The organism is Campylobacter concisus, assembly GCF_002913545.1.
Lineage (GTDB): Bacteria > Campylobacterota > Campylobacteria > Campylobacterales > Campylobacteraceae > Campylobacter_A > Campylobacter_A concisus_AV.
The window spans coordinates 1-15,917 of record NZ_PPBR01000107.1; the positions used below are offsets into that span (position 1 = coordinate 1).

Below are 15,917 nucleotides of genomic sequence, written 5' to 3' on the forward strand. Positions count from 1 at the left end.
ATCACCACTAAATTTATGGCTCTCGTTTTTGGTATTTATCACTACATCAGCACTTAGACTAATGCCGCTAAGCTCTTTAAACCAAAACTCATCTTTTTGCACGCTAAAGCCAACAAGAGCAGGGGCAGGCATTGAGAGCTCAAGGCCAAATTCGCTAGCTATTTTATATCCAACATCGCTTGCACCAAGGGCTTTGTAGCTTAGTCCGCCACTTGCGATGACTAAATTTTTGGCTCTAAATTTCTCATCTTTTGTCAAAATTTCAAAAATTTCATCTACTTTTTTGGCGCCAAGAACCTCTTTATTATAAAAAATATCTGCATTTTGCCTTTTTAAAAGTAGGCTCAAAACGCTCTTTGCGCCGCTATCACAGAAAAACTGATTTTGCTTTTGCTCGCTAAATTTAAGCTCACTAAAAAATTTCAAAACCTGATCAGGGCTTAGCACTTTTAAAATTTGCTCTATAAATTTTTGCTCGCCAAGGTAGTTTTTAGCGCTTACAAAGCGGTTTGTGATGTTACATCTGCCGCCACCACTTGCTAAGATCTTTTTGCCAGCGCTGCTGTTTTTTTCTAAAATGGCAACCTTTTTGCCCCTTAAATTTGCTCCTAAAAAGAGCCCGCTAGCGCCAGCACCAACGATGATGACGTCGTAGATCAAAACTTCAAGCTCTCTTTTAAGGCCGCCTCGCTTGTTAGGCGGGAGTCAAATTTGATCACTTGTTTTTTCTCGTTTTTGTAATAATCCACCACGCCTTTTTGGCTATTTAGTAGCTCTAAATTTAAGCTCGCTTCTGGGCTTAGGTAGATGTTTTTAAAAATTCTTGGATCGCTTAGGCTAAATAGCAAAACAAGCCAGATCACGCAAAGCACCACGCAGACGATGGCAAGCACTTTAAAACTAAAAGCATGCATGATGTATCCGCCAAACGCGCCTCCAACGAAGCTGCCAAAGTAGCCAAATGAGTTAAAGATGCCAAGAGCGGTGCCTTTTTGTGAGGATTTTACAAATTTTGTCGCGGTTGATTGCATGATGGGCTCGTGGAGGTTAAAACCTATAAAAAATATCGCGATGCCAACCACAAATATAAATTTCGTAAAGCTAAGGGCAAAAATGGCGTAGGTTAGGGCAAAAAGCAGCGTGCCAGCTATCAAGATGACCTTGCTAAGCCCCTTGCCATCGCCCAGCGCGCCAGCTAGCCCCATAGCCAAAAAGCCAAGCACAGCGCCAAGCGTATAGACCTTGTAAAGCTCGCCACTCTCGTAGCCATACTCTTTTACTAAAACGATCGGGATAACCAAAAATGCGATGCTTGTGAGCATCTTTTGCATGAAAGAGGTGAAATTTATGATCATATAGTCTTTTTGTAAAAATAGCTTGCCAAATGACACCTTTTGGGCCTTTGCGCTCACTTTTATCTCTTTTGGCACGACGGTGTAGAGTAGCACGACGCAAAGCAAGCTAAGAGCGGCGCTTAGATAAAAAAGGCTTGAAAGCCCGTAGTCCTTGGCAAGAAGCGGTCCAAGCACCATCGAAAGTGTGAAGCTAAGCCCTATAAAAGCACCCATTATCGCCATGGCTTTTGAGCGGTTTTCTTCAGCTACAAAGTCGCTTATCATCGCTGTTGCCACGGCTCCCACGGCTCCCACGCCTTGTAAAAATCTGCCAAAAAGCATCGTGTAAATTTCACTTGCCAGCGCGCAGACGATAGAGCCAGCCACAAAGATCAAAAGGCCGATAGTTAGTGCTTTTTTGCGGCCGATCTTATCTGAGAGAGCGCCAAAAGGCACTTGAAATATCATCTGTGAGATCGCATAGACGCCTATTATTAGCCCTACTAAAAACTCATTTGCGCCGCTTAAATTTAGCGCGTAAAGGCTAAGCACCGGCAGGACTATGAAAAGCCCAAAAAATCTGCTAGCTACGATAAAAGATAGTGGCAAAACGCTTTTTAACATAAATTTTCCCTTATTTTTAAAAGGATTAAGTTTATCATTTTAACACTAATTTAAATTTAAAAATTTTAATCTACTTTTTTGTAAAATACGCCCAAAAATCAAGGAGTTCTGCGATGAAAATCGTGCTTGCGACATCAAATTTAGACAAAGTAAAAGAGATAAAAGAGTTTTTAAAAGGCTATGAAATTTACGCTTTAAGTGAGGTTGTAAAGCCATTTGAGATCGTTGAAGATGGCAGCACTTTTCAGCAAAATGCGCTCATAAAGTCAAGAGCAGTTTTTGCAAAGCTTAAAGAGCAGGGACTTGAAAGCGAGTTTATCTCACTTAGCGATGATAGCGGCATCAGTGTGGATGCACTTGGTGGCGAGCCAGGGATCTACTCAGCTCGCTACTTTGACCTTGGTGAAAATGGCAAAGTGTGCGGCAAAAACGCAAATGACGCAAACAATAGAGCAAAGCTAATTAGCAAGCTAAAGGCGCTAAATTTAAAGAGCTCTCCAGCTCACTACACCGCCTGTATCGCTATTAGCTCAAAATTTGGCGACTACACGACGCATGGCTTTATGTATGGTGAGGCGATAGACGAGGAGCGCGGCACAAACGGCTTTGGCTACGATGCACTCTTTATCCCAGATGGCTTTACAAAGACGCTTGGCGAGCTAGATAACGAGACAAAGCTTGAAATTTCTCACCGCTCAAAGGGGCTAGAGCTTGCAAATTTCGTGCTAAAGAGCCTAAAGAAAAACTTTAGTTAAGCTCCTTTAGTCCTTTGCTGGCTCGCTCTAAAAGACCCAGCACGCGCGGGTTTTGCTCCTTGCCTTTTAAAATTTCAAGCACCTTTTTGTAGTTTTTGGCAGCTTCGTCCTTTTGCTCAAGCTTTGCTAGGTCGTTAGCGACTTCTATTAACAGCTCTGATCGTACAAGCTCGTTGCCACTTAGCTCTGGCGTGATATCAAGTAAATTTAGCGCTAAAAGGTGGTTTTCATGGGCTTTGTCAAAGTCGTTTTTTAGGTAGTAGGTGTTTGCGATGCCTTTTATGCAGATGAGCTCGTCGTGCATCGGGGTATCTGGCGCATCGTCATAAATTTTTAGAGCATCTTGAAAACTAGTAAGCGCCTCGTCGTATTTGCCTAGCGCCTTTTTTGCTGCGCCTATATTTTGATAAGAGCGAGCTAGTAGCAGTTTGTCACTAACGTTTGCCGCGAGCTCTAGTGCTTTTTGCGAGAGCTCTAGTGCCTTTTGAGGCTCTTTATTTACCATGCAAATGCTGGCGCCATTTATTAGCGAAGCGATCGCCTGCTCGGTGTTGCCCTCTTTTAAGCAGACATCAGTCGCTTGCTCGGCTAAATTTATGGCTCTCTCCAAATTTCTATCACTTTTATAAAACTCATTTACGCTCTCTTGCACTAGCTCGTCGCAGCTACTTGCAAAGAGGCAAATAGGCGCTAAAAATGGCAAAATTTTCTTCATCTTTTTACCTTTAAAATTTGGCTCATTTTACCTTTTGAAGCTAGAAATTTATATTAACTTTGCTAAAATCACTAAAATTTTAAGGAGCCAAAAATGTCAAATATCTTAATCATCGGAGCAGGTGGCGTTAGCCAAGTCGCAACCGTAAAATGTGCGATGAACTCGGACGTTTTTACAAATATCACCCTAGCAAGCCGCACAAAAAGCAAGTGCGATGCGATCGCTAAATTTATAAAAGATCGCCTTGGCGTGCAGATAAACACCGCGCAAATCGACGCTGATGACACAGCGGCCGTGGTGGAGCTCATCAAACAAACAAAGGCTGATCTGCTTCTAAACGTCGCGCTGCCGTATCAAGACCTAACCCTTATGGACGCTTGCGTAAAGGCTGGCATACCTTACATCGACACCGCAAACTACGAGCACCCAGACACCGCAAAATTTGAGTATAAGCTTCAGTGGGCGAAGGATGGTGACTTCAAAAACGCTGGCACCATGGCGCTTCTTGGCTCTGGCTTTGACCCGGGCGTGACAAACGTATTTTGCGCCTATGCACAGCAAAATTTATTTGATGAGATCCACGAGATCGACATCCTAGACTGCAACGCAGGAGACCACGGCTATCCATTTGCGACAAATTTCAACCCAGAGATAAATTTACGCGAAGTTAGCGCAAATGGCCGCTACTGGGAGGCTGGCAAGTGGATCGAGACAAAGCCGATGGAGATAATGTTTAAGTGGGACTACCCAAAAGTAGGCGTCAAAGATAGCTATCTGCTCTATCACGAGGAGCTAGAAAGCTTAGTTAAAAACATCAAAGGACTAAAGAGAATTCGCTTTTTTATGACCTTTGGACAAAGCTACCTAACTCACATGAAGTGCCTAGAAAACGTGGGAATGCTACGCATCGACGAGGTCGAGCATAACGGCGTGAAAATAGTGCCGATCCAGTTTTTAAAGACGCTTCTACCTGACCCTGCAAGCCTTGGCCCTCGCACAAAAGGCAAAACAAACATCGGCTGCGTGATACGTGGTCTAAAAGATGGCAAAGAGCGCCAAGTCTATATCTACAACGTCTGCGACCACGAGGCTTGCTACGCCGAGACAGGCGCGCAGGCTGTTAGCTACACCACAGGCGTGCCAGCGATGATTGGCTCACTAATGGTCGCAAAAGGTATCTGGAGCGGAAAAGGCGTCTTTAACATGGAGAATTTTGATGCAAAACCTTTCATGGACGAGCTAAATAAGCAGGGATTGCCGTGGGAGGTAATAGAAATGAAACCAGGAGAGAGATACGAAGTTTAAAATTTAGACTCTTTAGGCTTGTCTTTTTCTACTTATACTTCGTTGGTTTTAAATTTTGCTCGGTCATTACCCACTCGGTAACTCCCATCACAAAATTTAAAACCGCCTCGTCTAAGCGAAAAATACTTCACCTGAGTTCTATTAAATTTTTATTTTGTTTGGTCATTACCAGATTGGTAGCTCTTGCCTCAAAATTTAAAACCATCTCGTCTAGATAAAAGTCACTTTGCCTAATTTTTGCCTTTAAATTTAAACCTCTTCGCCAAACAAAACCTTGATAATTTACTTCACTCCACCAAAGCAAATTTTCTAAATTTATGCCCAAAGCTAGTTTTGGGCGCTTGTTGCTGCCAATTTATAAATTTATGTTATATTCACGAAATCTTAATCGCAGCTAAAAAGGGGGAATCTTGCAATTAACAAAAACATCTATCTGGTTTTTAGTCATTCTAAGCGGTCTAATGGCCTGCACCTCGCTATCAACGGATGTCTATCTGCCTGCCATGCCTACGATGGAGCGACAGCTTCATGGCGATGCGGAGCTAACGATCACTGGCTTTTTGATCGGTTTTGCCATCGCACAGCTCGTTTGGGGGCCTATTAGCGACAGAATAGGGCGAAAACTTCCGCTATTTATCGGTATGGCGCTCTTTGTCGTTGGCTCCATCGGATGTGCCATGTCACAAAGCATGAGCGAAGTGATAATCTGGCGTATCTTTCAAGCCGCAGGCGCGTGCGTGGGACCTATGCTTAGCCGTGCGATGATCAGCGATGTTTTTGAAAATAGCGAAGCTGCAAAGATGCTTTCAAACTTAGTCATCATCATGGCTGCAGCTCCTATCATAGGACCGCTACTTGGTGGCGCATTACTAGAGATTGGCACTTGGCACTGGATATTTTGGCTAATGGCAGCTGCAAGTGTTTTTTTGTTTATCCTTATCTTCTTCTTGCCAGAGACGTTGCCACAGCAGAAGCGCTCAAAAGAGCCGATGATAAACTCGTTTAAGAGCTATTTTGTGCTTATAAAAGATGCTAAATTTATGAAATACACTCTAAGCGTGACCTTCTTTTACATCGCAGCATACGCCTTCATCACGGGATCGTCATTTGTTTATATAGACTATTTTGGCATACCGAGCAAGTACTATGGCTTTTTGTTTGGCGTAAATATACTTGGTGTGGCGGCGCTTAGTTTTTTAAACAAGAGCTTGGTCAATAAATTTAGCCTAAATTCGCTTCTTATAACCTCAAGCACAGTCGCTTTTGTCGCTGCGGCTTTGCTTTTAGCGCTTACATTTTTTGGTATCGCTGGAGTTTGGGGCGTTATCATACCTATGTTTTTCGTCTTTAGTATGAACGGTATCATCGCCTCTTGCTCAAACGCAGCCGCTCTTAATCAAGTACCTCAAGAGATGAAAGGCAGAGCAAATGCTCTCATTGGCTCACTGCAATATGGAAGCGGCATCGTCTCATCAGCCATGCTAGCACTCTTTACGACCACGACGCCACTTATCATGTCAGCCATCATCTTTGTCTTTGTATTTTTGTGCTGGCTTTCTGCCTATCTAAACAAATAAACTCTCAAAAGGGCTTAAATGCCCTTTAAATTTAAAGCTATTTCATTTATAATAAAGCCAAAATTTAAAAGGAAATTTTAGTGCTAACGATAGAAAATTTATATATTTTGGTGGCAGCTCTTGCGCTTGTTTGCGTTATCTTGGTAGCTTTTTTGATAAATGCAAATTTGAAAAATGCAAAACAAAGAGAAAATTTAGAAAATTTACAAGATGAGTTAAAAGATAGCGAGCGGCTAAATATCGAGCAAAGAGCAAAGCTTGAGGCAAATAGTGACAAGATAAATGAGCTAGCTAAAAATTTAGACGAGTATAAAATTTCGCTCAAGCAAAAAGATGAAAAAGAGGACGAGCTAGAGCGCGAGTTAAGGCGTCTAAATGAGGAGCTTGGCAGCCAGACAAAGATGGCCGAGATGGCAAAGTCGCTATCTTTAAATTTACAAAACGAGCTTGGTGCAAAAGAGGATGAGCTAAAAAGATCAAGCGAGAGCGAAAACGAGCTAAAACGCGCTATCGTCGCACTAAAAAGCGAGATCGAGGCCAAAGAAAACATCCTAAGATCACAAGAAGAGAATTTAAAAAAGGTGAAAAACGAGCTAAATTTAGAGTTTGCAAACCTTGCAAATAAGATATTTGAAGAAAAAAGTGCAAATTTCTCAAAAAACAGCAAAGAGTCGCTTGAGCTCTTGCTAACGCCACTTGGGGAGAAGATAACAAGCTTTGAAAAGAGGGTAAATGACGCCCACAGCGACTCGCAAAAGAGCGCAGGCGAGCTTAGCGCGCAGCTAAAAGAGGTGGTCGAGCTTGGCAAAAATATGTCAAAAGAGGCAAACTCGCTAAGCACGGCGCTAAAAGGCAGCAACAAGGTCCTTGGCAACTGGGGCGAGATGCAGCTTGAGCGCACACTGGAGGCTGCTGGGCTAGAAAAGGGCACGCACTACACTACGCAAGAGAGTTTTGACGTGAGCGGCAAAAAGCTCATACCTGACTTTGTCATAAATTTCCCAGACGACAAACAGATGATAATAGATAGTAAAGTCTCGCTCCATGCCTACGAAAAAGCAGTTGCGGCGGCCGATCTAGCCCAGAGTAAAATCGCCCTTGGCGAGCACATCGCTTCGATAAAAAAGCACATCGACGAGCTAGCTAAAAAAGACTACTCATCGCTTGTAAAAAGCCCTGATTTTGTGCTGATGTTTGTGCCAGTTGAGCCAGCATTTTTGGAGGCTTTGAAATTTGATCCAAATTTATTTAACTACGGCTACGAGAAAAAAGTGGTGCTAGTCTCGCACACGACACTTATGCCGCTACTTCGCGTGGTGGCAAATTTATGGCGCATGGAGCATGGCAACAAAGAGGCAAAAGAGATATTAAAGAGTGCAAATGAAATTTATGAGAAATTTTGCACAGTCGCTGAGAAGCTAAATAGACTTGGAAACTCGGTGAGATCGGTAAATGATAACTTCAATGAGGTCGTTAAAAGCGTGAGTGGTCAAGGCGGGCTTGATAGCAGGCTGGAGAAATTTAAAAAGATCGCTCTAAATCCCAAAGATACGCAGGTAAAAGAGCTTGAAGCAAGACCTAGGGAGATATCAATAACTAACATTAACATAAAAAATAATCAAGGGTAAAACTTATAGTTACTATTAATTTTGTATCTATATTATTTTATTCGAGTACTTATGGCATAAAAGTGTGTATGGCTACCTATTTGATACCTATGTTTAAAATTTAACTAAACTATCAAAACTTTTTACTTTCAAAATAGTAGCTAACTTTGGCGTGCATGATCTAAAGTATTTTGAGCTAAAAGCTAAGATCTTTGACCTTATAAATGGCGAAGATAACGAGGCTCGATACGCTATTTAATAAATTTTAAATATATTTTTAAATTTTAAGCTAGTATTAACTTTAGCGTGAAATTTATGTTATAAGAATTTATTACAATTGCACCAAGCAATCATTTTTGTTATTCCTTTTTACCGATTGAAGCCTTGGGTTTCCAAGGCTTTTTCTAAATTATTAGTAGAGTTTATAAAATTTATCTAAAGGAGATGTTATGAAAAAGACTTTGAGTTGTGTTGCACTAGCCTCTGTGCTTTGCTCGAGCGCTTTTGCGATAGGCGGTCCAAGCGGAGCTAAACTTGACTACGCTATCACTGGGCAGATCGGCGAAGTAGTGGTAAATCCATACGACACAGCGCCTCTTACAGCGGTCATCAAAAATGGCGGCTACACACTAAGCAACGCTAAGGTCACTATCGTGCCAAAACAAGGCGGTCAGGTGATAAGCTACAAAGTGGCTGACAAGCATCTTCGCACACATGGCGGCATCCCAGTTTTTGGTATGTATCCTGACTATCAAAACACCGTTGAGGTCGAGTACGACAAGAGCTACAAGGGCAAGACTGAGCATATAAAAGAGAGCTATAAAATTTACGCCCCAGCTATCTACCTAGAGAGCGCTGGCACGCCAAATCAAAAGGGCGCGTTATTTGACAAGATCGAGGTTACTAAGCCAGCAAGCGCTAAATTTGCAAACCGCCTCTACTATGTAAATAACTTTGTAAATAAAACAGGCAAGGGCACAAAAGTCGTTTGGAACAACCCAGCTGGCGGTGCGATCGAGTGGAACTACAGCCCAAATAACTTCATCCTTGATACAAAAGGCGAGGTTAGATGGTACCTTGAGCCAAGTAAAATTTACGACCTAAAACAGCCATTTCACGCTGGCGTAATGATGGGCTTTAAGCAAAATGATGACGGCGCGATGACTTGGGGATATGGCCAAAGATATGCAAAATACGACATCATGGGTAGAGAAATTTTCAACCGCGAGCTACCAGCTAGCTACAACGACTTCTCTCACTCAATGGATGTAGCACAAAACGGACACTACTTCTTGCGCGTGGCAAATGCCGACTACAAAAGGGCTGATGGCAAAAATGTAAGAACAGTGCGAGACGTCATCGTTGAGCTTGACAGAGATGGCAACGTAGTTGATGACTTTAGACTATATGAAATCCTCGATCCTTACCGCGACATCGTGCTAAAAACTCTTGATCAAGGCGCAGTTTGCTTAAACATAGACGCTAAAAAAGCAGGCCATACAGCAAGCTCTGATGAGCTTCAGTCTATGGATACGCATGATAAGTGGGGCGATATCGTAGGAGCAGGTCCAGGACGTAACTGGGCACACGTAAATAGCGTGGATTACGACCCAAGTGATGATAGCATCATCATCTCAAGCCGCCACCAAGACGCAGTTATCAAGATCGGCCGTGACAAACAAGTAAAATGGATCATGGGCGCTCACAAGGGCTGGAGTGATAAATTTAAAGATAAACTCCTTCAGCCAGTTGATAGCAAGGGCAATAAGATCGTCTGCGAAGATGAATACTCAAAATGCCCAGGATACGAGAGCGACAAAGGTGGCTTTGACTGGCAATGGACGCAGCACACAGCATTTAGGATAGATAGCAAGTCTAAAAAAGGCGAAATTTATCTAAGTGTCTTTGACAACGGCGACACAAGGGGCATGGAGCAACCAGCCATCGCTGGCATGAAGTACTCTCGTGCTGTAGTTTATAAGATCGATGAGAACAAAAAGACCGTTGAGCAGATCTGGGAGTACGGCAAAGAGCGCGGTAAAGAGTGGTATAGCTCGGTTACTAGCCTTACGCAGTATCAAGATGACCTTGATAGCGTTATGGTCTATTCAGCTGTTGCTGGCATGCAGTTTGACATCGCAAAAGGTCGCCCAGTAGGACTTCCTAGTCCGCACATAGATGAGTTTGAGTGGGGCGCAAAAGAGCCTAGTATCGAGATAAAGATGACAAATGCTATGGGCTATCAGGCGTTTCCATTTAGCTTGCAAAAAGCGTTTGAGAAATAAAAATTTTCCTCCTTTGCTTAGGCAATGGAGGGCTTTTAGTTTTGTGTGATCTTAAAATTTATTTGCTATTTTGCTCTTTTAAAATAACCTTTGCATTTTTCTCTTTTTTACAAAATTCCAGAAATTCTCTCCCATTTTTTGTATCGTCATTTAGTCCGATGCAGCCAAAGCCCTTCTCATCATGTGGATAAAGCGCTAAATTTAGGTTTGGAAAGATAAAAAAGCACCACTCATTTAAGGAGTATGTATAGAGCATGAGTAGTTTAGCCAGATCTTTGATCTCATCAAATCTCAAAGCATCTATCCTAAGGCAGATGGCAGGCAGCAAAATCTCACCATCTAAACCAAGATCAAAGTGCTCATTTGGCTCTTGCAAGATGCCTAGCTTTTTAAATTTATCGTGCAAAGTTTTTACTTCAAGCGTTTCATCGCTCAAGTTAGTATCGTCGTAGTTTAAGGCGCTTATGACAAATGCTTCATCTTTAAATTTATAAAAATATTTATCAAATAGCTTTAGTGCGGTATCTATGCCAGAAGCCCAGTTTTCATCCTCTATCTCAAAAAAGCCTATCCAGTTTTTAGAGTGGCTAAAGGAGTTAAAATTTATATCGCTAAGCTTTAGAGCCTTATTTATCAAGTTTGATGATTTTTCCATTTTGATTTTAAACGATATAGTCTTGCAAGCCTTATAAGCTAAGAGCCTCTCGCATAGAAATTTCTATCTTTTTCTCATCGAGGCTGCCATTATAAAATAAATTTAACGCCAAGACCGCTTGGTGCAAGAGCATATCAGCTCCGTCTTTGCATGCTAAATTTTGGTTTTTTGCCTCTTTTAAAAATGGCGTTTGTTTGCCGTAAATAACATCAAATGCAAATTTAGCGCTTTTTAAAATGCCATCTAAAATCTCTTTTGGTGCTGGCAAAAGATCGTCTTTTAGCCCTGCTGAGGTTGAATTTACCACTAGATCAAATTTATGCTCTTTATAATCATCCCAGCTAAAGCACTCATAGTGATCTTTAAATTTATCAAGTCTTGCCTTGCTTCTATTTAGTATGCAAACATCTATGTTTTGCGATCTAAGTGCGTAGGCTAGGGCGTTTGCGGTGCCTCCAGCTCCAAGGATGATGGCGCTTTTTGCCTCTTTGAAATTTGATATCGCTTTTAAAAAGCCAGGTGCGTCAGTGTTGTAGGCATAAATTTTCTCATTTTTTAGCACTAAAGTGTTTGCAGAGCCTATTTTTTGGGCTGCCTCTGAGGCGTCGTCGGCTAAATTTAGAGCAAATTCTTTATGTGGGAGTGTGACATTTGCGCCGTTTAGTTTTAGGGATCTAAATTTATTGATTAGCTCATTGCCATCTTTTAGCAAAACCCTAGCATATAGGGCATCAAGAGCCAGATCGGCAATGGCTTTGTTGTGTAGTCTTGGAGATACCGAGTGAGCTATCGGATCTCCAAAAACTGCGAAGGTTTTCATTTTGCTCTAAAGACAAAAGCGTCTTTATTGACATCTTTTCTTATGTCATTTACAGCTTTTTGTAGCCCTTTTTCATCAAATGGACCAACTAAAATTTTAGTTAGCTCACCAGCTTTTATAGTTTTGTAGCTATAACCTTTGGCTGCTATTTTTTTCATATAGTCGGCATTTGGGTTAAATTTACTAGTTGCAAATACTTGAACATAAGAGCCTTTTGCGACGCTCTCAGCCTTTGCTGGAGCTTCAGCTTTTTTCTCTACTTTTTCAGCTTTTGCAGGAGTTTCAGCCTTTTTCTCTACCTTTGTTTCAGGTTTTTTCTCAGCTTTAGTTTCAGCTTTTTTCTCTACTTTTGTTTCAGGTTTTTTCTCAGCTTTAGTTTCAGCTTTTTTCTCTACTTTTGCCTCAGTTTTGGCTGGCTTTGCTTCAGGCTTTTTATCTGCTTTAGCTTCGCTTTTTGTTTCAGCTTTTTTAGCTGGAGCCTCTACCTTTGTCTCAGCTTTTTTAGGCGCTTCAGCTGGATGCTCTACAGCTTTTACTACCTCTTTTGGCTCTTCAGTTTTAGGAGCTGATTTTGCGCCTTCTTTATCTTTTAGCTTTTTGATCATATCTTCAAAATCATCTTGTTGCTTGTTTTCAGGCACGATAGGCACTTGCTCGAAAAGTTGTGTATCGCCTTTTTTAACATCTGAATTTGTGTCTTGTGCAGGTACCTGCGTATCGACTGGCTGCTCTGCTGGCACTGGAGGCAGAACTAATCTTGAGTCAGCTTCATTTTGAGATTGTGCAGAATCATTTGAATTAACTAATTTCATAGCGACTATAATAATCAAAAAAAGTATAACTAAAGCTGCTATAAACATAAGAAGTTTCTTTAGTTTTGCGCCCTTTGCCTCATCATCTTTTTCTAAAAGTATATCTTTTAACTCTTCGTTTTCCATTATTTCTCCTTACATATATTTTGACCAGCTAGCACCACGCTCTTTTTGATAGAGTTTATATGGCAAAGTTAGAATGTTAAATTCTTTTGGCATATCTTGATTAGGAAACATTCTCCACTCTTTGGCTAATTTTTGTGAGAGCTTTGCGTTTAGCATATTTGCAAGCGTGCAAGCTTCATTTAGCGTAGTGTGACCTTTATGCACATAAAGGTGCAAATGTCCCGGCGTCTTGGTCTCGTAGGCTGTGAAATTTATAAAGCCTTCTTCTCTTAAAAGAAGCTGCGCTCTATGCCAAAACCTATCTGGAGTTCTGCCGTTGTAGTCAAAGACTATATTTTCGACCTTATCACTTGCATTAATTAGCGAGTGAGCGATTATAGCTTTGCCCTCCTCATGCTCTTTCATGACACTATAAGTTAGTGGTTCGTTGATCTTTTCAAATTTATCAAAGAAAATTTTGCCCTTGTACTCTATCTTATTGACGATCGTATCACGCTTGATATAGTAGTGAGTTGTAATAATCTTTATAAGTGCCGTATCAATACTTTGCATTAAAATGTCGCTTTATCATAGATTATAAATTTATGAGCAAGTTCAACTAGCTCAGCTTTTGTCTTCTCTTGTAAAGATGTGTTGTTTATGTCGCTTAGAACGTCAGCTATTTTGTTTGCTATTAGCTCAAACTCAGCCTCTTTCATACCACGAGCCGTAAGCGCAGGACTACCCACACGTATACCACTTGTGATAAATGGACTTCTTGTCTCGCCAGGGACTGTGTTTTTATTTACAGTTATGCCAGCATTTCCTAGAGCGATGTCTGCGTCTTTTCCGCTAAATTCGCGGTTTAGAAAGCTCATTAGGATTAGGTGGTTGTCAGTGCCGCCACTCACTAGATCAAAGCCTCTGCTTATTAGCACTTCGCCAAGTTTTTTAGCGTTTGCTTTTACTTGTTTAGCGTAAATTTTCCACTCAGGGCTAAGGTTATGCTTAAAGCCAACTGCCTTTGCTGCGATGACATGAACTAGTGGTCCGCCCTGGATGCCTGGGAATATAGAAGAGTTTATCTTTTTAGCGTACTCTTCGTTGTTTGTCATGATGATGCCGCCTCTTGGGCCTCTTAGAGTTTTATGCGTAGTTGAGCTTACGACATCGCAGTATGGGAAAGGACTTTGATGCTCACCAGCTACTACAAGACCAGCGATGTGGGCAACGTCTGCAAAGAGTATCGCGCCAACAGCGTCAGCTATCTCACGGAATTTTTTAAACTCGATCTCTCTTGTATATGCACTTGCGCCACAAACGATCATTTTTGGTTTTACTATCTTTGCGATATCCATGACTCTATCGTAGTTTATGCGGCCATCAAGCTCGACGCCATAGAAAAAGCTCTCATACATCTTGCCAGAGCTACTGACCTTTGCGCCGTGTGTTAAGTGTCCACCATGGCTTAGATCCATGCCTAAAATTTTATCGCCTGGATTAAGTAAAGCGCCGTAAACACCTTGATTCGCCTGAGAGCCTGAGTTTGGTTGAACGTTTGCAAATTCGCATCCAAAAAGCCCTTTGCATCTATCGATCGCGATTTGCTCGATCTCATCGACAAATTCACAACCACCATAGTATCTCTTGCCAGGGTAGCCCTCAGCGTATTTGTTTGTTAGGATTGAGCCCATCACCTCCATAACATCTGGATAAGTGAAATTTTCACTAGCGATCATTTCTAGATGGTCGCACTGGCGTTTTAGCTCTAAATTTACTAGGTTAAAAATTTCTTTATCGTAGCTTTGCAAACTCATTTTTCATTCTCCTTTGTCTCAGTTTTTAGTGGTCTCATCGCTGGGAAGAGAACAACGTCGCGTATTGATTTTTTATCTGTTAGAAGCATCACAAGTCTATCGATGCCTATGCCTTCTCCTGCAACTGGCGGCATGCCGTATCCTAGGGCTTTTACATAGTCTTCATCCATCTCGTGAGCCTCGTCATCGCCTGCATTTTTAGCATCGATTTGTGCTTTAAAGCGGTTGTATTGATCGATTGGATCATTTAGCTCGTTAAATCCATTTGCTAGCTCACGACCAGCGATAAATAGCTCAAATCTCTCTGCCACATCAGGATTTGTGTCGCTTCTTCTTGAAAGTGGGCTTATAGAGATCGGATAGTCGATGACAAAAGTTGGGTGGATGAGCTTGCTCTCTACGTAGTTATCAAAGAGTTCAGCCTGCAAGTGACCAAGGTCGAGCTTATCGTTTGCTTCAAAGCCATCAGCCCTTAGTTTTGCTAAAATTTTAGCCTTATCGCTTACGATATCTTCAGCAAGTCCGCCTATCTCAACTAAGGCTTTTTTATAGCTTATGCGTTTAAATGGCTTACTAAAGTCAATCTCCATGCCATCAAAATTTATCACTTTCTCCATGCCAAGTTTTTCTAAAATGACATTAAATAAATCCTCTGTGATACCCATTAGATCGTGGTAGTTGTGATATGCCCAGTAAAACTCTATGCTTGTAAATTCAGGGTTGTGAGTTAGATCCATGCCCTCGTTTCTAAAGTTTCTATTCATTTCATAAACAGCTTCAAAACCACCAACTACAAGGCGTTTTAGATATAGCTCGGGAGCGATTCTTAGGTATCTCTCAACTCCAAGGGCGTTGTGAAATGTCACAAATGGTTTTGCATTTGCGCCGCCAGCTATTGGATGAAGCATCGGAGTTTCAACCTCTAAAAAGCCCTTTTCTTCAAAAAATCTTCTAATCGTGCTTATAATCACCGAGCGCTTTTTAAAATCAGCCCTAACTTCAGGGTTCATTATCATATCAAGGTATCTTTGGCGATATCTTGTCTCTACATCAACTAAGCCGTGATATTTCTCTGGAAGTGGACTTATCGACTTTGTAGCTAAGCTAAGCTCATTTACATGCATTGAAAATTCGCCAGTTCTTGTTATAAAAGCGTAGCCTCTAACATATACGATGTCGCCTATTTCTACATATTTTTTAACGATTTTAAACCACTCTGGATCAAGCGTCTTGTTGCTAAAGTAAATTTGTAAATTTCCATTTTCGTCTTCGATGTTTGCAAAGACCGCTTTACCAGCGTCACGGATCAGCTTTATCCTGCCTGCAAGGCCAACTAGCTGCCCCTCTGCTTTTTTCTCTTCTGTATCTTTTATATAGTTAAATTTAAGTCTAAATTTAGAGATATTCATATCTCTTCTAAGAAAATGTGGATATGGATTTATGCCTAAATTTCTAAGCTCATCTATACTTTCTAATCTTTGAATTTCGTGTTGGTTGTCAAATATC

14 protein-coding genes are annotated in these 15,917 nt (G+C 41.4%); 5 read left to right on the forward strand and 9 right to left on the reverse strand.

What is annotated here, in order from left to right; genetic code table 11:
- The coding region (locus CYP05_RS06995) for an NAD(P)/FAD-dependent oxidoreductase (RefSeq protein WP_141090286.1) at positions 1-660 on the reverse strand (660 nt) is incomplete at its 3' end.
- A complete protein-coding gene (locus tag CYP05_RS07000; protein WP_103642429.1) occupies positions 657-1,958 on the reverse strand; it encodes an MFS transporter in 1,302 nt (433 codons plus the stop codon). The genes CYP05_RS07000 and CYP05_RS06995, both read right to left, overlap by 4 nt.
- 113 nt (positions 1,959-2,071) lie before the next feature.
- On the opposite strand from CYP05_RS07000, the gene CYP05_RS07005 reads away from it, so the two are divergent.
- Positions 2,072-2,713, forward strand: a complete 642-nt coding sequence (locus CYP05_RS07005) for a non-canonical purine NTP pyrophosphatase (RefSeq protein ID WP_103642430.1) — start codon at positions 2,072-2,074, stop codon at positions 2,711-2,713.
- Here CYP05_RS07005 and CYP05_RS07010 read toward each other — a convergent pair.
- The gene (locus tag CYP05_RS07010) at positions 2,706-3,428 is read right to left on the reverse strand and encodes a tetratricopeptide repeat protein (RefSeq protein ID WP_103642431.1); all 723 of its coding nucleotides are present in this window, start codon (positions 3,426-3,428) and stop codon (positions 2,706-2,708) included. The two genes, CYP05_RS07005 and CYP05_RS07010, sit on opposite strands and share 8 nt — an antisense overlap.
- A gap of 93 nt (positions 3,429-3,521) precedes the next feature.
- Between CYP05_RS07010 and CYP05_RS07015 the strand changes: the two genes are divergently transcribed.
- From CYP05_RS07015 to CYP05_RS07040, 4 genes are all read left to right on the forward strand, one after another.
- On the forward strand, positions 3,522-4,733 hold the full coding sequence (locus tag CYP05_RS07015; protein WP_103642432.1) for a saccharopine dehydrogenase family protein: 1,212 nt from the start codon (positions 3,522-3,524) through the stop codon (positions 4,731-4,733).
- Between the two features lie 410 nt (positions 4,734-5,143).
- The gene (locus tag CYP05_RS07025; protein WP_103642434.1) at positions 5,144-6,310 is read left to right on the forward strand and encodes a multidrug effflux MFS transporter; all 1,167 of its coding nucleotides are present in this window, start codon (positions 5,144-5,146) and stop codon (positions 6,308-6,310) included.
- 80 nt (positions 6,311-6,390) lie between these two features.
- Positions 6,391-7,938, forward strand: a complete 1,548-nt coding sequence (gene rmuC / locus CYP05_RS07030; protein ID WP_103642435.1) for a DNA recombination protein RmuC — start codon at positions 6,391-6,393, stop codon at positions 7,936-7,938.
- Positions 7,939-8,366: 428 nt separating this feature from the next.
- A complete protein-coding gene (locus tag CYP05_RS07040) occupies positions 8,367-10,202 on the forward strand; it encodes an aryl-sulfate sulfotransferase (RefSeq protein ID WP_103573127.1) in 1,836 nt (611 codons plus the stop codon).
- A 58-nt stretch (positions 10,203-10,260) separates the two neighbouring features.
- On the opposite strand, the gene CYP05_RS07045 is transcribed toward CYP05_RS07040, so the two are convergent.
- The 6 genes from CYP05_RS07045 to lysS are packed head-to-tail and all read right to left on the reverse strand — an operon-like array spanning position 10,261 to position 15,916.
- Positions 10,261-10,839 carry a hypothetical protein gene (locus CYP05_RS07045; RefSeq protein ID WP_141090287.1) on the reverse strand — a complete coding sequence of 193 codons (579 nt, stop codon included), beginning with the start codon at positions 10,837-10,839 and terminating at the stop codon, positions 10,261-10,263.
- Between the two features lie 49 nt (positions 10,840-10,888).
- The gene (locus CYP05_RS07050) at positions 10,889-11,677 is read right to left on the reverse strand and encodes a shikimate dehydrogenase (RefSeq protein ID WP_103642437.1); all 789 of its coding nucleotides are present in this window, start codon (positions 11,675-11,677) and stop codon (positions 10,889-10,891) included.
- The gene (locus tag CYP05_RS07055; protein ID WP_103642438.1) at positions 11,674-12,615 is read right to left on the reverse strand and encodes an SPOR domain-containing protein; all 942 of its coding nucleotides are present in this window, start codon (positions 12,613-12,615) and stop codon (positions 11,674-11,676) included. The genes CYP05_RS07050 and CYP05_RS07055 overlap by 4 nt, the downstream gene beginning before the upstream one ends.
- A gap of 9 nt (positions 12,616-12,624) precedes the next feature.
- Positions 12,625-13,167, reverse strand: a complete 543-nt coding sequence (locus CYP05_RS07060) for a DUF1882 domain-containing protein (RefSeq protein ID WP_103642439.1) — start codon at positions 13,165-13,167, stop codon at positions 12,625-12,627.
- On the reverse strand, positions 13,167-14,411 hold the full coding sequence (locus CYP05_RS07065) for a serine hydroxymethyltransferase (protein WP_103642440.1): 1,245 nt from the start codon (positions 14,409-14,411) through the stop codon (positions 13,167-13,169). The genes CYP05_RS07060 and CYP05_RS07065 overlap by 1 nt, the downstream gene beginning before the upstream one ends.
- On the reverse strand, positions 14,408-15,916 hold the full coding sequence (lysS, locus tag CYP05_RS07070; RefSeq protein WP_258031539.1) for a lysine--tRNA ligase: 1,509 nt from the start codon (positions 15,914-15,916) through the stop codon (positions 14,408-14,410). Before lysS ends, CYP05_RS07065 begins: the two co-directional genes overlap by 4 nt.
- Position 15,917 lies beyond the last annotated feature (1 nt).